At 43.9% G+C, this 23,676-nt stretch carries 23 protein-coding genes and 1 pseudogene; 16 read left to right on the plus strand and 8 right to left on the minus strand.

Annotation, left to right across the window (positions count from 1 at the left end):
• The 7 genes and pseudogenes from R7R78_RS07175 to R7R78_RS07205 form a co-directional block, all read left to right on the plus strand.
• Positions 1-517: pseudogene (locus R7R78_RS07175) on the plus strand (electron transport complex subunit RsxC); the annotation flags it as partial.
• Entirely contained in the window at positions 517-1,563 is a 1,047-nt protein-coding gene (gene rsxD / locus R7R78_RS07180) for an electron transport complex subunit RsxD (RefSeq protein WP_005390256.1), read from the plus strand. The pseudogene R7R78_RS07175 and the gene rsxD, both read left to right, overlap by 1 nt.
• A gap of 7 nt (positions 1,564-1,570) precedes the next feature.
• Positions 1,571-2,203 (plus strand): electron transport complex subunit RsxG, encoded by a 633-nt coding sequence (rsxG, locus tag R7R78_RS07185; RefSeq protein WP_005380747.1) that lies wholly within the window; start codon positions 1,571-1,573, stop codon positions 2,201-2,203.
• Positions 2,203-2,895: an electron transport complex subunit E gene (locus R7R78_RS07190; RefSeq protein WP_005380745.1), complete on the plus strand. Its 693-nt coding sequence runs from the start codon at positions 2,203-2,205 to the stop codon at positions 2,893-2,895. The genes rsxG and R7R78_RS07190 overlap by 1 nt, the downstream gene beginning before the upstream one ends.
• Positions 2,896-2,959: 64 nt before the next feature.
• Positions 2,960-3,601, plus strand: a complete 642-nt coding sequence (nth, locus tag R7R78_RS07195; RefSeq protein ID WP_005380743.1) for an endonuclease III — start codon at positions 2,960-2,962, stop codon at positions 3,599-3,601.
• A 32-nt stretch (positions 3,602-3,633) separates the two neighbouring features.
• A complete protein-coding gene (gloA, locus tag R7R78_RS07200) occupies positions 3,634-4,050 on the plus strand; it encodes a lactoylglutathione lyase (RefSeq protein WP_005380739.1) in 417 nt (138 codons plus the stop codon).
• A gap of 150 nt (positions 4,051-4,200) precedes the next feature.
• Positions 4,201-4,635: a DUF2753 domain-containing protein gene (locus tag R7R78_RS07205; protein WP_005384886.1), complete on the plus strand. Its 435-nt coding sequence runs from the start codon at positions 4,201-4,203 to the stop codon at positions 4,633-4,635.
• 120 nt (positions 4,636-4,755) lie between these two features.
• On the opposite strand, the gene motY is transcribed toward R7R78_RS07205, so the two are convergent.
• A complete protein-coding gene (gene motY / locus R7R78_RS07210) occupies positions 4,756-5,637 on the minus strand; it encodes a flagellar protein MotY (RefSeq protein ID WP_005384887.1) in 882 nt (293 codons plus the stop codon).
• A gap of 341 nt (positions 5,638-5,978) precedes the next feature.
• Here motY and rnt point away from each other — a divergent pair, with 341 nt between their 5' ends.
• Positions 5,979-6,623, plus strand: coding sequence for a ribonuclease T (gene rnt, locus R7R78_RS07215; RefSeq protein ID WP_225473372.1), 645 nt, complete (start codon positions 5,979-5,981; stop codon positions 6,621-6,623).
• Positions 6,624-6,651: 28 nt separating this feature from the next.
• Entirely contained in the window at positions 6,652-7,977 is a 1,326-nt protein-coding gene (locus R7R78_RS07220) for a Na+/H+ antiporter family protein (RefSeq protein WP_025767202.1), read from the plus strand.
• 77 nt (positions 7,978-8,054) lie between these two features.
• Here the strand turns inward: R7R78_RS07220 and R7R78_RS07225 are convergent, their stop codons facing one another.
• Both R7R78_RS07225 and R7R78_RS07230 read right to left on the minus strand, forming a co-directional pair.
• Positions 8,055-8,684, minus strand: coding sequence for a DsbA family protein (locus tag R7R78_RS07225; RefSeq protein ID WP_132936849.1), 630 nt, complete (start codon positions 8,682-8,684; stop codon positions 8,055-8,057).
• 74 nt (positions 8,685-8,758) lie between these two features.
• The gene (locus R7R78_RS07230; protein WP_017635833.1) at positions 8,759-9,094 is read right to left on the minus strand and encodes a Grx4 family monothiol glutaredoxin; all 336 of its coding nucleotides are present in this window, start codon (positions 9,092-9,094) and stop codon (positions 8,759-8,761) included.
• A 285-nt stretch (positions 9,095-9,379) separates the two neighbouring features.
• Here R7R78_RS07230 and sodB point away from each other — a divergent pair, with 285 nt between their 5' ends.
• From sodB to R7R78_RS07245, 3 genes are all read left to right on the plus strand, one after another.
• Positions 9,380-9,964, plus strand: coding sequence for a superoxide dismutase [Fe] (gene sodB / locus R7R78_RS07235; protein WP_005396533.1), 585 nt, complete (start codon positions 9,380-9,382; stop codon positions 9,962-9,964).
• Positions 9,965-10,118: 154 nt separating this feature from the next.
• Positions 10,119-10,622, plus strand: a complete 504-nt coding sequence (locus tag R7R78_RS07240) for a VC2046/SO_2500 family protein (RefSeq protein ID WP_033907342.1) — start codon at positions 10,119-10,121, stop codon at positions 10,620-10,622.
• 134 nt (positions 10,623-10,756) lie between these two features.
• Positions 10,757-11,500 carry an SDR family oxidoreductase gene (locus tag R7R78_RS07245; protein WP_005380732.1) on the plus strand — a complete coding sequence of 248 codons (744 nt, stop codon included), beginning with the start codon at positions 10,757-10,759 and terminating at the stop codon, positions 11,498-11,500.
• Between the two features lie 143 nt (positions 11,501-11,643).
• On the opposite strand, the gene adhE is transcribed toward R7R78_RS07245, so the two are convergent.
• Positions 11,644-14,358 carry a bifunctional acetaldehyde-CoA/alcohol dehydrogenase gene (gene adhE / locus R7R78_RS07250; protein ID WP_225473373.1) on the minus strand — a complete coding sequence of 905 codons (2,715 nt, stop codon included), beginning with the start codon at positions 14,356-14,358 and terminating at the stop codon, positions 11,644-11,646.
• 650 nt (positions 14,359-15,008) lie between these two features.
• On the opposite strand from adhE, the gene R7R78_RS07255 reads away from it, so the two are divergent.
• Both R7R78_RS07255 and R7R78_RS07260 read left to right on the plus strand, forming a co-directional pair.
• Positions 15,009-15,647: a YchE family NAAT transporter gene (locus tag R7R78_RS07255; RefSeq protein WP_005380729.1), complete on the plus strand. Its 639-nt coding sequence runs from the start codon at positions 15,009-15,011 to the stop codon at positions 15,645-15,647.
• 35 nt (positions 15,648-15,682) lie between these two features.
• On the plus strand, positions 15,683-16,546 hold the full coding sequence (locus tag R7R78_RS07260) for an ion transporter (RefSeq protein ID WP_005380728.1): 864 nt from the start codon (positions 15,683-15,685) through the stop codon (positions 16,544-16,546).
• Positions 16,547-16,603: 57 nt separating this feature from the next.
• On the opposite strand, the gene asd is transcribed toward R7R78_RS07260, so the two are convergent.
• Positions 16,604-17,719 carry an aspartate-semialdehyde dehydrogenase gene (gene asd, locus R7R78_RS07265; protein WP_005380727.1) on the minus strand — a complete coding sequence of 372 codons (1,116 nt, stop codon included), beginning with the start codon at positions 17,717-17,719 and terminating at the stop codon, positions 16,604-16,606.
• A 431-nt stretch (positions 17,720-18,150) separates the two neighbouring features.
• On the opposite strand from asd, the gene nhaC reads away from it, so the two are divergent.
• Positions 18,151-19,584 (plus strand): Na+/H+ antiporter NhaC, encoded by a 1,434-nt coding sequence (nhaC, locus tag R7R78_RS07270; RefSeq protein WP_005380726.1) that lies wholly within the window; start codon positions 18,151-18,153, stop codon positions 19,582-19,584.
• A gap of 90 nt (positions 19,585-19,674) precedes the next feature.
• Here the strand turns inward: nhaC and R7R78_RS07275 are convergent, their stop codons facing one another.
• From R7R78_RS07275 to yejK, 3 genes are all read right to left on the minus strand, one after another.
• Positions 19,675-20,838 carry a chemotaxis protein gene (locus R7R78_RS07275; protein WP_213969713.1) on the minus strand — a complete coding sequence of 388 codons (1,164 nt, stop codon included), beginning with the start codon at positions 20,836-20,838 and terminating at the stop codon, positions 19,675-19,677.
• Between the two features lie 104 nt (positions 20,839-20,942).
• The gene (locus R7R78_RS07280) at positions 20,943-22,271 is read right to left on the minus strand and encodes an Hpt domain-containing protein (protein WP_225473375.1); all 1,329 of its coding nucleotides are present in this window, start codon (positions 22,269-22,271) and stop codon (positions 20,943-20,945) included.
• A gap of 82 nt (positions 22,272-22,353) precedes the next feature.
• Positions 22,354-23,352, minus strand: coding sequence for a nucleoid-associated protein YejK (gene yejK, locus R7R78_RS07285; RefSeq protein WP_005380723.1), 999 nt, complete (start codon positions 23,350-23,352; stop codon positions 22,354-22,356).
• An 85-nt stretch (positions 23,353-23,437) separates the two neighbouring features.
• On the opposite strand from yejK, the gene R7R78_RS07290 reads away from it, so the two are divergent.
• Positions 23,438-23,665: a YejL family protein gene (locus tag R7R78_RS07290; RefSeq protein WP_005380722.1), complete on the plus strand. Its 228-nt coding sequence runs from the start codon at positions 23,438-23,440 to the stop codon at positions 23,663-23,665.
• Positions 23,666-23,676 lie beyond the last annotated feature (11 nt).

A 23,676-nucleotide genomic window follows, 5' to 3' on the forward strand; every position in this document is an offset into this window, starting at 1 on the left:
AGCCAAAGCGCGAAAAGCGAAGCAAGCAGACTCAGCTGAAGCGGAAGAAGCTGAAGCACCTGCCGAGCAAACCGAAGATCCGAAAAAAGCCGCCGTGGCAGCTGCCATTGCACGTGCCAAAGCGCGTAAAGCGAAGCAAGAAACGCAAACAGAGCCTGTTGAAGAAGCAACTTCCGAAGAACCAGAAGTGGATCCGAAGAAAGCCGCGGTTGCCGCAGCAATTGCGCGCGCGAAGGCTCGTAAAGCAAAACAAGCAGACTCAACTGAAGCGGAAGAAGCTGAAGCACCTGCCGAGCAAACCGACGATCCGAAAAAAGCCGCCGTGGCTGCTGCCATCGCTCGAGCCAAAGCGCGCAAAGCGAAGCAAGAAACGCAAACAGAGCCTGTTGAAGAAGCAACCTCCGAAGAACCAGAAGTGGATCCGAAGAAAGCCGCGGTTGCCGCAGCAATTGCGCGCGCGAAGGCACGCAAAGCGCAACAAGAAGCTAATAAAAATAATACTGAGGAGAACGAGTAGTGTCGTTTTTTATTGCCAGTTCACCGCATACCCACAGTCGTCGTAGTACGCCAGACTTAATGAAATGGGTGGCACTTTGCGCACTTCCAGGTTTAGTAGCTCAAACCTACTTCTTTGGCTGGGGTACGCTTATTCAGCTGATTTTTGCCATTGCAGTCGCTGTATCCCTTGAAGCCTTAGTCATGATCTGTCGTAAACGCTCACCAATGAGAGCGCTACGTGATAACAGTGCAATAGTTACCGCTTGGTTATTAGCCGTTGCTATACCACCATGGTCTCCGTGGTGGATTATGGTGATCGGGCTTATTTTTGCGATAGTAATTGCTAAACACCTCTATGGTGGCCTTGGACAAAACTTATTCAACCCTGCAATGGTCGCTTATGTGGTCTTGTTGATCTCTTTCCCAGTACAAATGACGAGTTGGAGTGCACCGACATCACTCATACCTGATCATGTAAATTTTGCAGATACACTCTCTTTAATTTTTACGGGCTATGATTACGACGGCTTATCACTTCAGCAAGTTCGCTCAGGTGTTGACGGCGTGACAATGGCGACACCACTTGATGCATTTAAGACTGGCATTCTTACAGGTGCCACTCCAAGCGAAGTAATGTCGCAGCCAATATTTGATGGCTTAGGTGGTATTGGTTGGCAATGGGTAAACCTTGCTTACCTTCTTGGCGGCATAGTCATGATCAAAAAGCGTATCATCCAATGGTATATTCCAGCAGGTTTCCTTGCGAGTCTGACTCTGTTTAGCCTAGTGTTCACGTTGCTGACGCCAGGGGAAACTGCGTCGCCAGTTTTACACTTGTTATCTGGTGCAACCATGCTTGGCGCATTCTTTATTGCAACCGATCCCGTTTCGGCGTCTACCACCGTCAAAGGACGTTTAATCTTCGGTGCGCTTATTGGTGCTTTGGTTTTTATCATTCGCAGTTGGGGCGGTTTCCCAGATGGTGTTGCATTTGCAGTGTTGCTTGCAAATATGTGTGTGCCACTGATCGATTACTACACCAAACCTAGAACTTACGGTCACTGAGGTAAACATGTTAACCGCTATTAGAAAAAATGGTCTGACACTCGCGATCTTTGCATGTGCAACAACCGGATTAGTCGCCCTTACTCAGTACCTAACAAAAGACCAAATCAAGGTACAAGAGCAAAAACAATTACTTTCTGTTTTGAATCAAGTCATTCCAGAAAATATGCATGACAACGCACTCACGCAAGCTTGTACAATGGTCACGTCTCCAGATCTGGGGACATTACGTGCGATGCCAGCCTACCTCGCCACGAAGAATGGTGAACCAACAGCAATCGCAATAGAATCTATCGCGCCAGATGGCTACAATGGTGAGATAAAAGTAATTACTGGGATTGATAATCAGGGCAATATTTTGGGGACACGCGTCCTAAACCACCAAGAAACCCCTGGTCTGGGCGATAAAATCGATCTTCGTGTCACAGACTGGATCCTGAGCTTTACAGGAAAACAAGTCACGGAAAACAATTGGAATTCGTGGAAAGTTCGTAAAGATGGCGGCGATTTCGATCAATTTACTGGTGCAACGATCACGCCAAGAGCCGTCGTAAAAGTGGTGCGAAATACCGTTAACTACGTAAACCAATCTCGTGAAGACATTCTTAGCCAGCCGTTAGGCTGTGAAGGAGAGCAGTAATGAATGAGAATAAATTACTGATGAAAAACGGTATGTGGAGTAATAACCCCGCTCTCGTACAACTGCTGGGCTTATGTCCACTGCTAGCGGTTTCTTCCACGATAACCAATGCATTAGGTCTTGGTATTGCAACCTTACTCGTGCTAGTTGGATCCAACGTAACAGTTTCTCTTATCCGTAACTATGTGCCAAAAGAGATCCGTATACCTGTATTCGTTATGATCATTGCCTCACTCGTTACCTGCGTTCAGTTGTTAATGAATGCCTATGCGTACGGTTTGTACCTGTCTCTAGGTATCTTTATTCCTCTGATTGTAACGAACTGCATTATTATTGGCCGAGCAGAAGCTTACGCGTCAAAAAATGATGTTGCACCCGCTGCGCTAGATGGTTTGTGGATGGGCCTTGGTATGACGAGCGTCTTGGTTGTTTTAGGTGCCATGCGCGAATTAATTGGTAATGGCACACTATTCGACGGAGCAGACCTTCTCCTAGGAGACTGGGCTTCAGCTCTACGGATTCAAGTTTTCCAATTTGACAATAGCTTCCTGTTAGCGCTTCTCCCACCTGGTGCATTTATCGGTGTTGGGCTGTTGATAGCGCTCAAAAATGTCATAGATAATTCAATTCAGGCACGTCAACCAAAAGAAGAAAAACCAACCATAGAACGTGCTCGCGTCACTAACGCATAACAAGATAAGGCTCTGTCATAGGAGCCTTTTTCATAAACCGCAGAGACGGTATTGGAAGTCAGCAATGAACAAAATAAAAAGAATCGAAATTCTTGAGCGATTACGAGAAAACAATCCGAATCCTCAAACTGAGCTTAACTGGAGCTCCCCTTTTGAGCTGCTAATCGCTGTATTACTATCAGCTCAAGCAACCGATGTAAGCGTCAATAAAGCCACCGACAAGCTTTTCCCTGTAGCGAATACACCTCAAAGCATTCTTGATTTGGGAGTCGATGGCTTAAAAGAATACATAAAGACAATCGGTTTGTTTAACTCAAAGGCAGAAAACACAATCAAGACTTGTAAGATCTTGTTGGAAAAACACAATGGTGAAGTTCCTGAAGATCGTGCAGCGTTAGAAGCGCTGCCAGGCGTAGGTCGCAAGACCGCAAACGTCGTGCTCAACACCGCTTTTGGTTGGCCAACTATTGCCGTCGATACGCACATTTATCGCGTGTCGAATCGCACTAAATTTGCGATGGGAAAAACGGTTGATGATGTCGAGCAGAAGCTATTAAAAGTTGTGCCAAAAGAGTTCAAACTCGATGTGCACCACTGGCTCATTCTTCATGGTCGTTATACGTGCGTAGCAAGAAAGCCTCGCTGCGGTAGCTGCATTATCGAAGATTTGTGCGAATATAAAGAGAAAGTATACCCAGATAGCTAACGCTATTTGTAAATCAAAGCTAGGAGCAAAAAATGTCAAACGGTCGAATTCTCCACACTATGCTTCGCGTAGGTGATCTAGACAAATCCATCAAGTTTTACACTGAAGTTATGGGCATGCAGCTGCTTCGTACTAACGAAAATAAAGAGTACGAATACACGCTAGCGTTTCTTGGTTATGGTGACGAATCCCAAGGTGCAGTGATCGAACTGACTTACAACTGGGGTAAAACTGAGTATGACCTAGGTACTGCTTTTGGTCATATCGCCATTGGTGTTGATGATATCTACACAACTTGCGACGCTATCAAAGCGGCGGGCGGTAATGTGACGCGTGAGCCAGGTCCAGTAAAAGGCGGAAGCACGCACATTGCATTCGTAAAAGACCCAGATGGTTATATGATTGAGCTTATTCAAAACAAGCAAGCTTCAGCAGGTCTTGAAGGCTAAGCGGCACTTCTAATAATCACTTGTACTGCAAGTTGAACTCCGATTACAGGCAGGTCTGCGATCTGCCTGTCCTTTTATAAACAAAACTCTTTACTTGATAATAGTTATCGTTTAGATTTGTCCGCAACTTCGATATGCGGGATTACGATAATGATCAGTGAATGGGAAAAACACACACTTCTAGCCGATACGGCACTTCAACTAGATGACCCTGTTCGCAGCATTCTTCATTACCAGCAAGCCCTAAGCCTGAGTGAAGATATCAGCGAATGTGTGGAAATTGAGGCGGACGAGCGATTATTAATTTCTGTGATTTCTTGTCATAACTTAGCTCAGTTCTGGCGTTGGGCTGGAGATACTGACTATGAACTCAAATACCTTCAACTGGCCTCTGAGAAAGTCTTAACACTTATCCCACAATGCCCAAATAAAGAGTGTGCAAGCTTTATCGACTCGATAGGATGCTGTACTAAGGCGTTGATAGACTTTATGAAGCGTCACCCTAATCCGGCTATTGCCAAACAGGTTGAAAAAATAGATACCGCAACCAATTGCGAAGTCATTGCCAAATTCCGCTTAAACTAACATTCAAATTATACAGTAGGAATCACCGAAAGGTGCTTGGCAAAATACCACTAAAATATTATTAACAACGTCAGTAAATCAAAAACGCCGAAGCTTTCAGCTTCGGCGTTTTTATAAGCATCACACTTGGGTTCGCCCTAGAGATATCACGACTCGGCGGTTTTTGTCTTTTCCTATTGGCGAACCGTTATCTGCAATAGGACGACGCTTGCCGTACCCTTGCACTTGAATTCGATCTTCCGGTAGCCCTAGAGACTGAAAATAATCACGAAGTGACTCTGCACGTCGCTCTGATAAACTTTGACTCGCACTTTTACCATCGGTTGAATCTGTGTACGTCGCCACCAGCACGAGATCGATATCTTGATTATGTCGGATATAATCTGCAATTTGTGATAAACGCTTTTTAGAAGCCTTGGTTAACTGATCACCTTGTCTTTCGTAGTGCAAAATCGTAAAAGCAATGTCCTCGAAACTGTATTTCAATAAGTTGGAAATACAGTCGCTAAACGCGTTGTACTTGTTTTGAAACAGTACTGATGACAATGCGACTTCAATTCTCTGATCTCGGCTCTGCCAATCTTGGTAACTAAAAGTCGGATAACGGCCTTTTTCCAGCTCAGACAAAATGCCCCATGCTGTTTGCCCTCCGACATAACCATCAAACTGTTTAAAAAACTTTAGGTTTGTAATTCGATCGGCGTGTTCACCTGGTCGCCAAGGTGGCGGCATAGAAATGAGACTGACGTTACGTGTTTCTCCCATCGGGCGACGCATTTTTAACTCAAAGTCTAAATTGATTTTTTTATTCGCACGAGATGAAAATACCGCATCTCCAAAGCTTGGAATGGGGTGTACAAGCTGACATTCTAATGGTGTATTGACCACCATTTCCCATTGAGATTGCTGTGGAGTTGCAGCATAACGTTTGCCCATCAAAGCGAAGCTGCTTGTGCTAAACAACGAAAATACAACACCACTGGTAATTAGCCATTTCTTCATCTAATACTGTCTCTTAAACGGCAGTCTGTTGCCGTCAATTTGCATCAATAAAACCACTTCAACCAGCATGCAAAAATCTCGCCAATATAGGGTTATCTGTCACACTGCCATTAATGTGAGCCACCGTGTTCCAATCACCTTAACCGCCACTTAGCGTTTTACTTCCTCATGTTTTATCGGTTTACATGATGCAAAGTATGGCGAATAAACGTCTACATAATATGCAATACAAACTTATTGATTGGATGCAAAATAGAATTCCGGTTTTCTCTTAAATTGCGGTTTTTCTCATCGGTATAATCTGCAATAATGCAGCCTTCGTCACACAAAAATAAGCCAACATGACACTAGAAAATGAAGCTCTAACCTTGAAAAAACGCTTTCGTGGTTATTTCCCTGTGGTAGTAGACGTTGAGACCGCTGGTTTCAATGCTCAAACTGATGCACTTTTAGAAATCTGTGCCGTTACGTTGAAAATGGACGAACATGGCGTGTTGCATCCGGCCTCCACCATTCATTTTCATGTGGAACCATTTGAAGGCGCTAACTTAGAAAAAGAAGCGCTTGAATTCAATGGTATTCGTGACCCTTTCAGCCCTCTTCGAGGTGCTGTTTCTGAGCAAGAGGCGCTAAAGGAAATTTATAAGCTTATTCGCAAAGAACAAAAAGCCGCAGATTGCTCACGTGCAATTATGGTTGCTCATAACGCAGCATTCGACTTGGGTTTTGTAAACGCAGCAAATGAACGCTGTAAACTAAAAAGAGTCCCTTTTCATCCCTTTGCTACTTTTGATACGGCTACATTAAGTGGCCTTGCTTATGGCCAAACAGTTCTCGCTAAAGCATGCAGAACAGCCGGGATGGAATTTGATAACCGTGAAGCACACTCTGCGCTTTACGATACACAAAAAACAGCAGAATTATTCTGCGGTATTGTCAACAAATGGAAGGCCCTCGGCGGTTGGCCGCTTGTCGACGAAGAATAATAAGTAAACACAACATATTAGGAAAAGTATGAATCCTGTCGTTATATCAGTGTGCGTCATGCTCGTGTTAGCATTGATGCGCGTAAACGTGGTGGTTGCCCTCACGTTTAGTGCCATCGTAGGCGGCCTAGTCGCAGGCATGAGCCTTGGGGATACGGTTGCCGCATTTGAAAGTGGTCTAGGTGGCGGTGCAACTATCGCGCTAAGCTACGCCATGTTAGGTACTTTCGCTGTTGCCATCTCGAAATCAGGCATCACGGATCTACTGGCCAAAAGTGTTATCAAGCGCTTAAATGGTAAAGAAAACTCGGCGTCAACTACCGGGTTAAAGTACGCGGTGTTAGTCGCGCTCGTTCTTGTCACTATGTCATCTCAAAACGTAATTCCGGTCCATATCGCCTTTATTCCAATTTTGATTCCACCTCTTTTGGGCGTATTTGCGAAACTTAAGCTCGATCGACGTTTGGTCGCGTGTGTTCTTACCTTCGGTTTGATCACACCTTACATGATCTTACCTGTTGGTTTCGGCGGTATTTTCTTAAACAACATTCTATTAAAGAACCTACATGACAACGGTTTGGAAAACGTGGTTGCAGGCCAAGTCCCAACCGCCATGTTACTGCCAGGTGCAGGCATGCTGTTTGGTCTATTACTGGCTATCTTTGTTAGCTATCGTAAACCGCGTGTCTACAAAGAAACTGAGTTGACTGTCGTTGACGAAACCGATCATGTCATCAATAAAAAGCACATCTTAGTTGCGGCACTTGGTATTGTCGCTGCATTGGGTGTTCAGCTTTACACGGGTTCAATGATTATCGGTGCTCTAGCTGGCTTTATGGTGTTCACTTTCGGCGGCGTTATCGCATGGAAAGAGACGCACGACGTGTTCACTAAAGGTGTACACATGATGGCAATGATTGGCTTCATCATGATCGCAGCGGCAGGTTTTGCAGCAGTAATGAAGCAAACTGGCGGTGTTGAAACACTAGTACAATCGCTATCAACCAGCATCGGTGACAATAAGCCTCTAGCTGCACTACTGATGCTGATCGTTGGTCTATTAGTAACAATGGGCATTGGTTCATCGTTCTCTACGATTCCAATCCTTGCAACTATCTATGTTCCTCTTGCGCTAGCATTCGGTTTCTCGCCGATGGCAACGATTGCACTGGTAGGTACTGCAGCGGCGTTAGGTGATGCAGGCTCTCCAGCTTCTGACTCTACATTAGGCCCTACATCTGGTCTAAATGCCGACGGTCAACATGAGCACATTTGGGAAACAGTCGTTCCAACCTTTATCCATTATAATATCCCTCTAATCATCTTTGGTTGGATTGCAGCAATGGTGCTTTAATACTATTGTTTGGATGGATATACATTAGTTACGAAAAAGCCGCTCAATGAGCGGCTTTTTGTTATTCATAACTGTGGTTATTGCGCTGGCATATTGTCAATAATACGCTCACGAATCAGCTTCAAGGTTGGTTCTGTCGACAGGTAATCGATGGCAATCGGAAAATAAGCGTCGTTAATTTTAAGAACCAAGCTAGGGTAAGAGCTCACACCTAGGCTCTTTGCAAGGCTCAATTGATCTTCGAACACACCTTCTAAGAAAGAGCCATCCATGTCATTCTTGAATTGCTGAACATTCAAGCCAATTTCTCTCGCTAGTTGCAAGTGAGTGGCTTCTTCATGAGGAGGCATCGCACGTAAGTAATACGCATGCTGAATCGCTTCTAGCATCTGCTCATAAGAGTCTTGAAAGCCCGCTGCAATAACCGCACGACAAGATTGGTAAGTGCTTCTAACTGGCGTACAAAGCTTCCAGAAATCGTAGTTAAACTTAGTGCCTAACTGGCGCTCAATCTGCTTCCAAATACCTTCGAGTTTTTGTTGCATCTCGGGCGGCATCGGTAAATTAGTATCTGGCGCAAGACCACCAACCACATACTCAAACTGAATCACACCTGGCAGTTGCTGTTTTAGTTTATCCAGCGTTGGTTTGTAACCCCAACACCAACTGCACATTGGGTCATGCACGTAGTAAAGCTTTATGTTCATTCCACTAACCTAAAAAGAAAAAGGAGCCAGTACGGCTCCTTCGTATTCTATCGCTAAATGTGAGTATTTACGAATTACTCAGCTTGATCTTCAGCGCGCGCTGCTGCTTCTTTGATTAGAGGCTGCAGTTCACCTTTTTGGAACATTTCTAGAATAATGTCACAACCGCCGATAAGCTCACCTTCAACCCATAGTTGAGGGAAAGTTGGCCATTGCGCGTACTTTGGTAACTCAGCACGGATATCTGGGTTTTGCAGAATGTCTACGTAAGCGAACTTCTCACCACATGCCATTAGTGCCTGTGACGCTTGAGAAGAGAAACCACAGCTAGGTAGTTTCGGTGATCCTTTCATGTACAGCAGGATTGAGTTTTCAGAGATCTGCTGTTTGATTTTGTCGATAGTTTCCATCGCTTCCTCATTCATGGGTTTGAACTTTATTTATTTGCCACATTCTACTCAATAACGACAGAATAAAAACCACATAATTAATAAGGCTTAATTTTAGGTTGCTCATTGGCGAGCAATGCAGCACTTCACCACTGCTAACCTCTTAAAATATTTTCATATCGGGGTTTTAATAAAGTAAAAACTTGCTAAAATACTTAGCAAGTCAGCCTTAAAGGCGACATAGCTATAAAAAAACACTGGAAGCAATCGAAAGGTCATCCTTTCAAATCAATGGAGAATCGAGTAATGGCATTTGAACTACCAGCTCTTCCTTACGCGAAAGACGCACTAGAACCACACATCTCAGCAGAGACTCTAGACTACCACCACGGTAAGCACCACAACACTTACGTTGTTAAGCTTAACGGTCTTATCCCTGGTACTGAGTTCGAAGGCAAAACTCTAGAAGAGATCATCAAGACTTCTACTGGTGGCGTATTCAACAACGCAGCGCAAATCTGGAACCACACGTTCTACTGGCACTGTCTTGCTCCAAATGCGGGCGGCGAGCCAACTGGCGCAGTTGCAGACGCTATCAACGCAGCATTCGGTTCTTTTGAAGAATTCAAAGCGAAGTTTACTGATTCAGCAATCAACAACTTCGGTTCTTCATGGACTTGGCTGGTTAAGAAAGCTGACGGCTCTCTAGAGATCGTTAACACTTCTAACGCTGCTACTCCTCTAACAGAAGAAGGTACAACACCACTTCTAACTGTTGACCTATGGGAACACGCGTACTACATCGATTACCGCAACGTACGTCCTGATTACATGAACGGCTTCTGGGCTCTAGTAAACTGGGACTTCGTAGCTGAGAACCTAGCGAAGTAATATACTTCCCCCTAAGTTCAATTTAGTCTTATTCAAAAGCTCGCTATTTAGCGGGCTTTTTTGTTTCGCCTTCCCTAGCACCTTTAAGTAATTCCCTCTTTTACTAAAGTTTTTCTTATCCACGCCGTTAAAAGAGCATCGAGCGAGGAACATCATGCAAATTCATACGTTAGACAAAGCTGCAATTATCAACGAACTTCAGTTCGGTAATGGTATTAACCATGCCGTACACGAAGGTCGTCGTGCGGATTTCTCGCTGATTCTGTCTATGTTCTCTAATGATGTTCGCGATGTGGTCCCAGTTGAAGAGGTCCAGGAAGTCATCACCAGTGACAGTATTCTTCGCCAACAATTGGGTTTATCGCAACCTCAAGCTCTTCGTTCTGATAGCAGCAGCTATGAACTCGCAGCTGAACAAGCGAAACAGTTTCACGATGCAGGATTGCCTTCCGCAAAGCTGAGCCATTACCTAAAACCAGATGCGCTGACTTACCTACCTGAAGACACATTCAACCTACCAGAGGAGGTTTATCACAACCTATCTGGTCATGAGCGACGCAGATTGGGCGAACGCAACAAACAACTGATCCCAGATGCTGGGCTATATAATCAGCTAGTGACGGCTCAACGTCAGCATCAAATTCAAGCTAAAGCATAGAGATCCGCTTTTTATCCAATAGCTTGCAATACCTACACGTCAGAAATGTGACGTCTTACAAATTACCGCACAATAGTCCTCACTCGAAAGCGTTAGTTTGAAGCCTTTCACACTGAACCCAACGAATTTCAACCATGCTATTAGCACAAACCACTGGTGTATTGTTTTTCACATATGGATACAGTGAAGGTGCTATGGATATCAAAGAATCAATTATTCTCGTCACGTCTGCAGGTTCGGTTATAGGAAGAACCTGTGCAAATCACTTTGCTCACCTTGGAGCAACGTTGATTCTTTGTGACCAAAATTCTAGCGCTTTGAGAGCGAGCTATGAGCAAATCAGCGCTTTCACTGACAAAGTGTATGCGATGAATGTGTGTAGTGATAACACAACGTCCATTAACTTATTGTTTGATCAGATAGAATCACAGCTACGTGCGACACCAGATGTGATTGTTAATTGCTGGACCAGCTCCCCTATGCCTGGCTTAATGGCGCCAGAACCAATGAGTACTTACATTGATCACTTGTCGTCTGCGGCACGCTTCCTTTATACCTACGGCCAAGTAGGAGCAGAGCGCTTTCGAGCCAGAAACAAGAAAGGCGTCATTGTTAACGTCATTTCTCATGACAACCATGAAGACTTTACGGGCGTTGAAAGCATGGCGGCGTTGGTGTCAGGTTTTACTCACAGCTGGGCAAAAGAACTCACACCATTCAACATTCGAGTGGGCGGCGTTATTCCCTCGGTAAATCATACAAAAGAAGAGCTAAACGAGAGGCACTGGGCTGAGATCCAAGACGAACTAGTCCGCAACACAGCATACATCGTCGCGAATGAATACTTCAGTGGCCGAGTAGTTGCGACCGAAGTGTAAGCATACACAGCAACTCTGTTTTCCCAAGCCAGATGTAACTCCTGCACCAAAATAAAAAAAGCCCCAGTCATTTGACTGGGGCTTTAACCTTTTCCCGATTAAGGTTCCGTGCTAGCGAAAACCTTGCTCACTCGATTTTTTAATTACGCGTCAGCTTTTTCTTTCTTTGCTTTAGGTGCTGCTTTAGGTGCTGCTTTTGCTGCTTCTTGGTCTGCTTTCTTCTTGATAACAGTTGTACCTTCGAAAGTTTCGCCTTCAACAAATGCTTTACCGTAGTAAGAAGCCATCAACACATCTTTAAGTTCGCTGATTAGAGGGTAACGTGGGTTCGCACCAGTACATTGGTCATCGAACGCTTCTACCGCTAGCTCATCCAGTTTCGCTACGAAATCTGATTCAGCAACACCTGCCGCTTGGATAGACATTGGGATGTCTAGGTTAACTTTTAGTTCATCCAACCATGCTAGTAGACGTTCAATCTTCTGAGCAGTACGGTCACCTTCTTGGCTTAGGCCTAGGTGGTCAGCAACTTCAGCGTAACGACGACGTGCTTGTGGACGGTCGTATTGAGAGAACGCAGTTTGTTTAGTTGGATTGTCGTTCGCGTTGTAACGTACCACGTTAGAGATAAGTAGTGCGTTAGCTAGGCCATGTGGCAAGTGGAACTCAGCACCCAGTTTGTGAGCCATTGAGTGACAAACACCTAGGAATGCGTTCGCAAATGCAACACCAGCGATAGTAGCTGCGTTGTGTACTTTCTCACGAGCGATTGGGTCATTTGCACCGTTCGCATAGCTTGATGGTAGGTACTCTTTTAGCATCTTAAGTGCTTGAAGAGCTTGGCCATCTGAGTATTCGTTAGCAAGAACAGAAACGTAAGCTTCTAGAGCGTGAGTTACTGCATCGTAACCACCAAATGCTGTTAGAGACTTAGGCATGTTCATTACTAGGTTCGCATCAACGATTGCCATGTTTGGCGTGATTTCGTAGTCAGCTAGTGGGTATTTAGCACCAGTCTTGTCGTCAGTAACAACCGCGAATGGAGTAACTTCTGAACCAGTACCTGAAGTTGTAGTGATACATACAAGCTCAGCTTTTTTACCCATTTTAGGGAACTTGTAGATACGTTTACGGATGTCCATAAAGCGCATTGCTAGTTCTTCAAAGTGAGTTTCTGGGTGCTCGTACATTACCCACATGATTTTCGCTGCATCCATTGGTGAACCACCGCCTAGCGCTAGGATAACGTCAGGTTGGTAGCTAGCCATTTGAGCCGCACCTTTTTCTACTACAGACAGTGTTGGGTCAGCTTCAACATCGAAGAATGTTTGAACTTCCATGCCTTGAGCTTTCAGTAGGCTTACTACGTCATCTGCGTAACCGTTGTTGAATAGGAAACGGTCAGTTACTAGGAATGCACGTTTCTTACCTTCTAGGTCGCCCAGCGCGATTGGAAGGCTACCACGACGGAAGTAGATAGACTTAGGTAGTTTGTGCCACAACATGTTTTCAGCTCGCTTCGCTACAGTTTTCTTGTTGATTAGGTGTTTAGGACCTACGTTCTCAGAGATAGAGTTACCACCCCAAGAACCACAACCTAGCGTTAGAGATGGCGCAACGTTGAAGTTGTACAAGTCACCGATACCACCGTGAGTAGTCGGGATGTTGATTAGGATACGAGCTGTCTTCATCTTGTCACCGAAGTAACGGATACGGTCAGCGTTAGTATCTTGGTTAGTGTAAAGACCAGATGTGTGGCCGATACCACCAATCTCAACCATAGTTACCGCTTGAGCAACCGCGTCTTCGAAGTTGTCAGCACGGAATAGACCTAGAGTTGGAGATAGTTTCTCGTGAGCGAATGCGTCATCGTGAGATACTTTGCCCAGACCTTCACCAACAAGAACTTTAGTGTCTGCTGGAACTTTAACGCCTGCCATTTCAGCGATTGCTGCTGCTGGCTGACCTACGATTTTGGCGTTTAGCGCACCATCGATAAGAAGCACTTTACGAACTTTATCAGCTTCTGCTTTGCTTAGGACATAAGCTTTGTGAGAAGCAAAACGCTCTTTCACTTCGTCGTATACTTCATCAACTACGATTGCAGCCTGCTCAGAAGCACATACTACACCGTTGTCAAAAGTCTTGGACATAAGGATAGAAGCAACAGCACGTTTGATGTCTGCTGTTTCATCGATAACAACAGGAACGTTACCTGCACCTACACCGATTGCTGGCTTACCAGAAGAGTAAGCGGCTTTAACCATGCCTGGACCACCAGTTGCAAGGATAAGCGCGATGTCATCGTGTTTCATTAGAGCGTTTGAAAGCTCAACAGAAGGCTGGTCGATCCAACCGATGATGTCTTTTGGTGCGCCTGCTGCTACTGCTGCATCTAGAACGAGTTTAGCTGCATCGTTAGTTGAGTTTTTCGCACGTGGGTGTGGTGAGAAGATGATACCGTTACGAGTCTTCAAAGAGATTAGAGATTTGAAGATCGCTGTAGAAGTTGGGTTAGTCGTTGGTACGATACCGCAGATGATGCCTACAGGCTCAGCGATAGTCATAGTACCTAGGTTGTCATCCTCTTCTAAGATGCCACACGTTTGTTCGTCTTTGTATTTATTGTAGATAAACTCAGAAGCGAAGTGGTTCTTGATTACTTTATCTTCAACAATACCCATACCAGATTCTTCTACCGCTTGTTGAGCTAGCGGGATACGGGCCTGGTTAGCTGCAAGCGATGCTGCACGAAAGATTTTATCTACTTGCTCTTGAGAGTAAGTAGCGAACTCTTCTTGCGCTTTCTTAACGCGAGCAACCATTGCATCTAGTTCAGCCATATTAGTTACAGGCATAGGGAATCTCCTAAAATTAACAAATATTAAAAACTTTTTACTAAGGCTATTACTTATCGTTTTTACTGTTTATCAGTCACTTAGAAAACAAACGTCTTAGTAAATTGCTTTCAGGACTGAGTATAATATTTCAGAGTGTGAAAAAAATTGACTTGGATCAGTTCTCACCACCTAAATACTACCAAAGTGGTGCCTCATCACACCAAAATGACATAAATCACTGATAAACAAATAAATTAACTTTCATTTTTTATTGAGTAAAAAAGAAGCAAATGGACAAATAAATAAAAGAAACTACAACAACCTGTAAAAAAGTTTCATTTTTGACCAACAAAATTACATGTAGGCCCAATTCTTTGTGCTACTGAGAGTATATCGAACCGAATACATCTCTCTACAAACCACCTTGGTTTTTATCAAAAATGTGCGAATGTTAACGTTTATGTAAAACAGTGCAATTTATCAGCAACTTTATACGTAACATTTCCTTTCCAGATTAGATACAGTTTATTAAAGAATTAGTTTTTCTCACTTAAATGGCAGGGAATGCGTTAGTTTTTTTCATTTCTTACAACCTAACTTTTGCCTTACATTACGCCCAAATTACCCCTTCTCCTTTTCACTAATGTGAACTTTGATGAGTACGCAACATGCAAACTTTTGAACTTGCTATCTTCTTGCAGTTTTTTCTCGGTTTGGTCGCCGCAGTAAACCCTGTTGGTATCATGCCTGTGTTTGTGTCACTAACCGGACATATGACTCCAGACGAAAAGCGCAATACGGCAACAACAGCAAATGTGGCTGTTGCGATCATCCTGATCATTTCGCTTTTTGCTGGTCAGTTACTGTTAGACATGTTCAGTATTTCTCTGGATTCGTTTCGTGTGGCTGGCGGGTTGCTATTACTTAGCATCGCATTCTCGATGATGAGCGGTAAACTGGGGGAAGATAAGCAGAACAAACAAGAGAAAACGGAATACGTCAGTCGTGAACAGATTGGTGTGGTCCCTCTTGCAATGCCTTTAATGGCAGGGCCTGGTGCAATCAGTTCGACTATTGTTTATGGTGCACGCTACCCAAGCATGTTCGATACCGTGGGCATTAGTATTACGATTGGTTTGTTCTGCCTTTGTTCATGGCTATTGTTCCGCTCTGCCCCATTGATCGTACGATTTTTAGGTCAAACTGGAATCAACGTCATTACTCGTATCATGGGTTTGATATTGGGCGCGCTTGGCATAGAGTTCATTGCGAATGGCTTACGCAACTTATTTCCAGGATTAGCCTGAGTTTCTATAAAATTGTATGATAGAGCGATTCAACAATGGATCGCTTTGTCATGACGACTGACTCTCTTAAACATACTCTATATGTCACCATTTTTGGTACTCATACCAAAGCTGGTAAAACGTTCGATATTGCTCTCATTATCGCGATCATCAGTTCGTTAATCGTACTGGTGCTAGATTCGATACCCTCCGTTCGGGCCGAGTGGGAAAAAGAGCTGAAGTTTATTGAATACACATTTACTGGCCTATTCACGATTGAATACCTTCTAAGGCTTTATTGCTCTCCTAAACCTGCCGCCTACGCAAAGAGTTTTTATGGTGTCGTCGATTTACTTGCGATTTTGCCCACCTATTTAGCACTCTTCTTCCCATCCGCTTCGTTTATGGGTGTGATCAGGGCGCTGCGAGTGATGCGAATATTCCGCATACTCAAGTTAGTCCGATACCTCCAAGAGTCCAATATCCTCTTACGTTCACTGCTTATGGCGCGCAGAAAGATTTTTATCTTCTTTAGTTCCGTCGCCATTATGGTAACGATTTTCGGCTCGTTGATTTTTATCATTGAAGGACCTGAAAACGGATTTACTAGCATTCCTAAAAGTATTTATTGGGCGATCGTGACCATCACAACGGTTGGGTATGGTGACTTGGTCCCTCAAACAGACCTAGGTAAAGGGCTTGCATCACTCACCATGTTACTGGGTTATTCCATTTTGGCGGTACCTACAGGTATTTTCACTGCCGAATTACACCAAGAGATGCAATCGCACAAAGTATTGGTGAAATGCCCAAACTGCTCCCACGCAGGGCACGACTCTGACGCAATTTACTGTAAACATTGTGGTAGTGAACTGGCCGATCCAGACAAAAGAGTCGTTCGAACGGAAGACGACGCATGAAAAAAGAGCTCCCTAAGGAGCTCTTTTATTTTGTCATCAAATAAAGGATTGATGTGATTATGCTTTCTCAGACAGAATAATTCGCAGAGTACGACGCAATGGCTCCGCAGCACCCCAAAGCAGTTGGTCACCAACAGTGAAAGCATTTAGGAAATCATCACCCATTGCCATCTTACGTAAACGACCCACTGGTACAGACATTGTGCCCGTAACTTTTGCCGGTGTTAGCTCTTGAGCAGTGATGTCACGGTCGTTAGGAATCACTTTCACCCAATCGTTATGAGTGGCGATGATTTCTTCGATTTCGTCCATTGGTACATTTTGTTTAAGCTTGATAGTAAGTGCTTGAGAGTGACAACGCATCGCGCCAATACGCACACAAGTACCGTCAATTGGAACAGGTGAACTTTGAGAACCCAAAATTTTATTCGCCTCAGCGCCCGCTTTCCACTCTTCTTTACTCTGACCATTATCGCGCTTCACATCGATCCATGGGATCAACGAACCAGCTAGTGGCACACCGAATTTATCAGTAGGGAAAGAGCCGCTGCGCATTGTATCCGCGACTTTCTTATCAATATCTAGGATAGAGCTTGATGGGTTTGCAAGTTCAGAGCTAACAGAGTCATTGATAACGCCCATTTGCGAGATCAATTCACGCATATTTTGCGCACCAGCGCCAGATGCGGCTTGGTAAGTCATTGCGCTTGTCCACTCAACAAGGCCTTTCTCAAATAGACCACCTAGCCCCATTAGCATTAAACTAACCGTACAGTTACCACCGACAAATGTGTTCGTGCCACCGTGGATGCCTTGTTGGATTTGCTTTAAGTTCACTGGATCAAGTGTGATGATCGAATCTTCAGCCATACGTAGCGTAGAGGCCGCATCAATCCAGTAGCCTTTCCAACCAGCCTGACGAAGTGCAGGGAAAACTTTTTCTGTGTAGCTACCACCTTGACAGGTGATTACCGCATCAAGCTGTTTTAAGCTTTCAATATCATACGCGTCTTGCAGTAAGCCTGCGTCTTTTCCTAAGTTAGGAGCAGGAATACCAACTTGAGAAGTACTGTAGAATACTGGTTCGATTAGGTCGAAGTCTTTCTCTTCAACCATACGCTGCATAAGGACTGAACCAACCATACCGCGCCAACCAACTAAACCAACTCTCATCGTATTAACTCTCCATGTATTAAAAAACCTACCCCATAGTTAATTTTTCACAGCAAAATCTCAACCCCTATTTTGTAAATAAGCGCATTTTTTAACCTTTTCCTCTGAAAAACCGGGTTACACGAGATTTTTTAGTGTTTGGTTTGCGGTTTTAACCATTTTTCAAGTAGGGAAAGCACTTTAGCCCCCTAATTGGTCTTACCACTCAATGAGAAAATAACACATGAAGCACAATAATTTCACATTACACAACATTTAAAACCAAAAAAGTTAAAACAAACTAACAGTTAATTTCACAAGCAAACGTTTTTACCGACGAACATCAAGATAAAACACCAAATGTTCGAAATATAATTTTTGTTAATGTATGTTATGCGCGATTACAACAAGGAGCGCCTTCCTCTATTGCTCCAAGATTGACAGAGGCACATATGAAGCAAGTTACACCACGCCTACCAAGCTTGATACAGGTATTTATCTCGCTCGGTTTATTTCTCCTGCTGGCATTTTCGTTCACAGCCAAGCTAGACCTACCGATTCAGCTAGCGCTATACATCGGTTGGTTCATTGTCATGATATTGGGCATAAAGCTTGGCCATCAGTATAAAGATCTGGAAAAAGCAGCACTAAATGGCATTTCCAATGGACTTGGAGCCGTTTTAATCCTTTTGGCCGTTGGCGCGCTTGTAGGTACTTGGATCTCTGGTGGTATTGTTCCAACCATTATTTACTACGGCCTTAAAGCAATCCACCCTTCCATCTTTTTGCTCGCGACCATGATCATCTGTTCATTGACTGCGCTAGCGACTGGCACATCTTGGGGTGCGGCTGGCACGGCAGGTATTGCAATGATGGGCATCGGTCAAGGTCTTGGTGTTCCTGCGCCAATCACTGCAGGTGCCGTACTTTCAGGCTGTTACTTTGGTGACAAAATGTCGCCTCTATCGGATTCAGTAATCCTTGCTTCATCTATGTCTAACGTTGAAGTGATGGAACATATTAAAGGCATGCTGCCGATAGCACTCATTAGCTACATTATTACAGGCATTATGTTTACTGCATTTGGCTTCCACTACGCAGGTCAAGTTGACATGAGCCAGGTAGACTCTGTCATTAAAGCGATGGAACAGCAGTTCTACATCACCCCTTACTCATTTGTTCCTGTGATCATCGTATTGTCACTTCTAGCGATGCGTATGCCTTCATTCCCAGTGATCAGTTTTGGTTCTCTGCTAGGTATTATTTGGGCAGTGATGATCCAAGATGTCGATTTCCTAACCGCGTTCAACACGGCTTGGGCTCCGTTTGCAATCTCATCTGGCGTAGATTTCATTGACTCAATCCTTAACCGTGGCGGCATGTCTTCAATGCTTGGGTCGGTAGCGGTTATCGTATTCGGCCTTGGTTTTGGCGGTCTACTAGATAAAGTAGGCGTGCTAGAGACTATCGCGAAGCTGTTTGAAAAACGCGTTCAAAGTGCAGGTTCATTGGCAACAAGCACAATTGGTACGGCCTTTATGGGCAACGTATTTGGTTCAGCGATGTACGTTTCACTTATTCTGACCCCAAAAATCTGTGCGAAGAACTATGACCGTCTAGGCTACAAACGTAAGAATTTGTCTCGTAACGCAGAATTTGGCGGCACGCTAACCTCAGGTATGGTCCCTTGGAGTGACAACGGTATCTACATGGCCAGCATTTTGGGTGTTGCTACACTGTCTTATGCCCCGTTCATGTGGCTGAGTTTTGTATGTATCATCGTAACGATCTTCACTTCTTACATGGGTTGGTTTGTTGATAAGTGCGAACCAACAGCAGAAGCAGTTGAAGAAGCTGAAGGCGAATTGAAGCAGCAAACCGCTTAACTTCGTAGAGATAGGAAGAACCTCCCTTCCGAATTCAATACTAAAAAAGAGCGCTTTAAAGCGCTCTTTTTTTATTTCCAAAGCAAATCGTTAGCTTTGTTTTACTGGCGTTTTTACGGCTGCACGCTTCCCAAACCAATAGCCCAAGCCAAGCGGTGCAAAGAATATAACGGCAATGAACAGAATAAAGTAGATGATGGTACTTTTGACAAGTTCAATCAGCTTAGTCATTGCGAGATTCACAACCTCTTGCGACACTCGATCCATATCTTGAGCAAACTTCTCGCGCTCATGGGTAATGATCTGTGCGATTTCTTGACGTTCTCTGGCAACCATCAGCTCTATAGCTTGGCGTTCTTCACCCAACTGAGATAAACGCGCCTCCGTCCTTTGATCGATATCGTCAACCAAAGGTTGTAACTCCAGCGCCATTTGTTCTGCCAAATAACGCATGTACTCTGGGTTGTTATCGATAAAATCCCTCATCGAATCAGCGGTAACTTGCAAACTATTGAGCGCCGCATTGACTTTTTCGATACTGGCAGAGCTATTCAAGGCCAACAACTGCGCTTTCCACGTCATAATTTTTGGTGTCTGTTCTGATACCAGACTTAGACGATCAGAGACATCCCCAAGTGCTTCTGGCATCGTGCCTAGCGTTTTAACGGCTTCCTCTTCGCTAATTTGGTTTGCATCTAACCACCCACGGTAAGCCGGAGTCCTAATCATGCTTAAATCAGCGAATGGATGCTGCTTGGCGAACTCTGCAACAAACGTTTGTGTCTTGATGTATGCTTCTTTCTTCAATAAAGATTGAGCCAGTTTATCTACCTCTTTCGCTAAATAAACGGAAACTAACTTGGCCTCATCAGACGCAAAGAGCTCATTACCAGAAGCGGTAGTAAAAAACTGTTCCATTTGTAGCGTGAAAGTCCATGTATCAATCAGTGCAGCCATTGGGGACACTTGGTATGCAGAAGCTTGGATGCCTTCTTCAGCATTTATCTTCCAAAGTAAAATATAAGATTGATGAACTTTATCATGAGGCTCATATTGTTCGTGTAGTGCGTCTGCTGCTTGCTCAACCTGAGCAAAAAACTGCTGCGCATACTCACGAGTCAAAAGACGCATATTGAGCTCTTGTTTGGTAAGAGGGACGGTTTGACTCTCGATCTTGACTTCGAGCAGGGAGCACCCTGAAAGCATCATAACCAGCCCTATCAACATCATTGAAGACATTCGGCGAACGGACATGAAAACACCTTTAACAAATTGTATAGAACAGGAATAAAGCGAACTAAGTCATATAGTTCGAGCCTTTATTACCTCAACTCTTATGACATTAAGTCAGAGCAATATCAATCTGTTAGCGCTTCTGTTATCTTTTTACTATTGAGAACATTATTAGCAAAAAGTATGGTTTGTTTTAGGACATCATCTAAACATGCCAACTTCTCTTCCGGCACTTTTTGCCCTTGTTTAATCAACAGTTCAATATCACCCGAAATACAGTGCAATGGCATTGCACCTAAACTCCCTGAGACCCCTTTAAGACTGTGTGCGGCTCTTTGCGCTTGCTCTTTATCCTCTTCTAACAGCTGATACATTTTAGTGCCATCGCCAGAGTGGTCCTGAATAAAGACCTCCAGTAACATCCGCACAGCGCCCTCGTCACCAGACAGAGAATCTAACATTTTATTGATATCTATGTACGGCTCACGTTCCACTACTTCCACTTGTGATGAATTCACCTCATTACAACTTTTTTCGTTCATTTGGACGTTTTGAAAATTTTCTAACTGAGCTGAGGGAACAGTGTTAGCTCCATTTTCATCATCGCCAACTTGCTCTGACTTTTTATCATCGGTTCTGGGTAGTGGTATCGGTTGAATCGTTTTTGGGGAGAAGGCTCCCCATGAAATGAGGAAAAGGAGCAAACCACTGATTACAGACAGCCAAACAATAAAAGTCATTAGCTTCTGTTCCAACTGCTCATTTATCGAAGTTAACTGGTTCGGGAAATCTGGATTAAGCAGTTGATTAGATAAATAACTGCCCTGTGCCTGAGCAGATAGTGCGCTTGAGGTTTGAGCAAGCTGGCGCTGAAGAGCGCTTCGCTCTTCGGGAGAGAGCGTCTCTGATTCAATAAAAAGTCGGTCTAAGTCACGGTAAGTATCGCTATTCGTTGCAGAGTCACTAAAGACAGACTCAAAAACAAGCGCACCTAAGCGATAGTACATTGCCTGAATTTGCTCAGAGTTTTCTGTTCGAGCACGGCTGCTTCGTAACTGTTCTGCTAACGAAACCAATTCACTGTCACTTCTTACAAAAGCTCGAGCACTTTCTAAAAACCGGTCGGTCGTATAAAGTAATTGAGTGATGTCTGGTGTGATTTTCCCTTCAGAAAACTCACTTTCAAGCTGTAAGCGAACTGCATAAGCCAACTGAAGTTTCAGTGAAATTTGATCGACGTGTTTAACACGGTAAGGCAGATCGAAGTTAAAAAAGTGCCTGACTTCTTCAACTTTACTTCCTAACTCATTTACAGTCGAAATCGTTTGAATCGTTTGTTTGGCTTGCAGCCAAATGCCAAGTGCTAAAACACACCACAAAACGAACCAGAACCAAACAAACCGCCGTATTCCTTCTTTTAGCTTCAGCAACACTTGCCCCTCGCATATCTCCATTAATTACAAGCATATACTATGGATGTTTCTTATTCACATAAAAAAAGAGAGCCGTTTGCTCTCTTTATTTAACGATATGATTTTAATTGCGACTTAACTGATCTTTTAGATTTGGAGGCGTCCCTTTAATCGTTAAGGTATCCGTCTCTGGATCATAAAAAATACGCTCGCCAAGTAAGAGACTATCGAAGCTAATATTCAAACCACCACCAGCTCCAACAAATTTAGTCAGTTTGCGAACCGTCGCACGATCACCTGGGAAAGACTCTTCAAGCTCGTACCCTTGCTCTTTGGTGAAATCCATAAAGCTCGTGCCATCTTGGCTTTGAGGAAGCTCTCCGGAAAGCTCTGAGATTTGAACCTCATCACCGGATTTAATTTGCTCATTGCAGTAGTCGTAAACTTGTTTCTTGTACTCGTTCACTTCTTGCTTTTCTAGCTTCGAGTCAGCACAAAAATCATCCACCGCCTGCATCAACACTAAGTTTTGTTGTTTAGTATCTAAGCCAATATCCGCTTGCAGAAAATCTAGGAAGAAGTCCGCCACTTTACGGCCAACGCGTCCTTTAATGTATTGCAGATAACGATTGGATTCCTTGTCGGTCTCGTAGCTCGACAGGTCGATGCGTGCGGCAATATCCATTTTGGTGATATCTAAGTAATCTGTCGCACTGATGTCCAAACCTTCGGTCACTTTTAAACTCTGATTCATTGGTAAGATACCGATGAACAAGTAGTCCGTTGCTAAACTCTGATACTCAGCGAAAACCAAGATACCTTCATCCGCAAATGGGTACTTAATCAACTCTTCTTTCAAGCGATTTGCACTAATTTGTGAGAAGTCGTAAAAATCTCGCTCTCCTTTGCGCATTTCTTGAAGCCAAAATTGAAATTCGCTGTCTGACTGGAAAGCGCCAAAACCTTTACCAGCTTTAGAATGGAATACTCGGTGAAGCTCAGCGACTAAGTTTTCTGTAGATGCATCGTTCTCTAATGATGCTGGACGAAAGTTTACAACCAGCTCGTCCTGATCGTTTTTGCACAGTTGATGCAGAATAACGTTTGAAAGATGAAGACTCATAGTGATTTTATCTTGCTACAAGGTTTTAGTTGATGGGCATTGTAGGTTATCATAAGCCGCTTTTACTATCATTATTAGAGTCTTTATGCCGATTACATCTAAATATACTGACGAGCAAGTAGAAAAAATTCTTGCTGAAGTAGCAACAGTTCTTGAAAAACACGCTGCTTCTCCTGAGTTGACGCTAATGATTGCCGGAAATATCGCAACCAATGTCTTAAATCAACGTGTTGCTGCTTCACAACGCAAAGCGATTGCTGAAAAATTTGCTCAGGCGCTGATGTCTTCTTTAGAAACACCAAAAACACACTAATCACGGACAAT

It is taken from the genome of Vibrio sp. 2134-1 (assembly GCF_033339495.1).

What these genes read in the sequence shown, in the direction of transcription:
- R7R78_RS07190 (WP_005380745.1), top strand. Translation starts at nt 2,203, where the DNA reads ATGAATGAGAATAAATTACTGATGAAAAACGGTATGTGGAGTAATAAC.
- nth (WP_005380743.1), top strand. Translation starts at nt 2,960, where the DNA reads ATGAACAAAATAAAAAGAATCGAAATTCTTGAGCGATTACGAGAAAAC.
- R7R78_RS07225 (WP_132936849.1), bottom strand. Translation starts at nt 8,684, where the DNA reads ATGAACATAAAGCTTTACTACGTGCATGACCCAATGTGCAGTTGGTGT.
- rnt (WP_225473372.1), top strand. Translation starts at nt 5,979, where the DNA reads ATGACACTAGAAAATGAAGCTCTAACCTTGAAAAAACGCTTTCGTGGT.
- yejK (WP_005380723.1), bottom strand. Translation starts at nt 23,352, where the DNA reads ATGAGTCTTCATCTTTCAAACGTTATTCTGCATCAACTGTGCAAAAAC.
- nhaC (WP_005380726.1), top strand. Translation starts at nt 18,151, where the DNA reads ATGAAGCAAGTTACACCACGCCTACCAAGCTTGATACAGGTATTTATC.
- R7R78_RS07255 (WP_005380729.1), top strand. Translation starts at nt 15,009, where the DNA reads ATGCAAACTTTTGAACTTGCTATCTTCTTGCAGTTTTTTCTCGGTTTG.
- gloA (WP_005380739.1), top strand. Translation starts at nt 3,634, where the DNA reads ATGTCAAACGGTCGAATTCTCCACACTATGCTTCGCGTAGGTGATCTA.
- motY (WP_005384887.1), bottom strand. Translation starts at nt 5,637, where the DNA reads ATGAAGAAATGGCTAATTACCAGTGGTGTTGTATTTTCGTTGTTTAGC.
- R7R78_RS07260 (WP_005380728.1), top strand. Translation starts at nt 15,683, where the DNA reads ATGGATCGCTTTGTCATGACGACTGACTCTCTTAAACATACTCTATAT.
- R7R78_RS07240 (WP_033907342.1), top strand. Translation starts at nt 10,119, where the DNA reads ATGCAAATTCATACGTTAGACAAAGCTGCAATTATCAACGAACTTCAG.
- rsxG (WP_005380747.1), top strand. Translation starts at nt 1,571, where the DNA reads ATGTTAACCGCTATTAGAAAAAATGGTCTGACACTCGCGATCTTTGCA.
- R7R78_RS07275 (WP_213969713.1), bottom strand. Translation starts at nt 20,838, where the DNA reads ATGTCCGTTCGCCGAATGTCTTCAATGATGTTGATAGGGCTGGTTATG.
- adhE (WP_225473373.1), bottom strand. Translation starts at nt 14,358, where the DNA reads ATGCCTGTAACTAATATGGCTGAACTAGATGCAATGGTTGCTCGCGTT.
- R7R78_RS07230 (WP_017635833.1), bottom strand. Translation starts at nt 9,094, where the DNA reads ATGGAAACTATCGACAAAATCAAACAGCAGATCTCTGAAAACTCAATC.
- R7R78_RS07205 (WP_005384886.1), top strand. Translation starts at nt 4,201, where the DNA reads ATGATCAGTGAATGGGAAAAACACACACTTCTAGCCGATACGGCACTT.
- R7R78_RS07245 (WP_005380732.1), top strand. Translation starts at nt 10,757, where the DNA reads ATGCTATTAGCACAAACCACTGGTGTATTGTTTTTCACATATGGATAC.
- asd (WP_005380727.1), bottom strand. Translation starts at nt 17,719, where the DNA reads ATGAGAGTTGGTTTAGTTGGTTGGCGCGGTATGGTTGGTTCAGTCCTT.
- R7R78_RS07280 (WP_225473375.1), bottom strand. Translation starts at nt 22,271, where the DNA reads ATGGAGATATGCGAGGGGCAAGTGTTGCTGAAGCTAAAAGAAGGAATA.
- R7R78_RS07290 (WP_005380722.1), top strand. Translation starts at nt 23,438, where the DNA reads ATGCCGATTACATCTAAATATACTGACGAGCAAGTAGAAAAAATTCTT.
- R7R78_RS07220 (WP_025767202.1), top strand. Translation starts at nt 6,652, where the DNA reads ATGAATCCTGTCGTTATATCAGTGTGCGTCATGCTCGTGTTAGCATTG.
- sodB (WP_005396533.1), top strand. Translation starts at nt 9,380, where the DNA reads ATGGCATTTGAACTACCAGCTCTTCCTTACGCGAAAGACGCACTAGAA.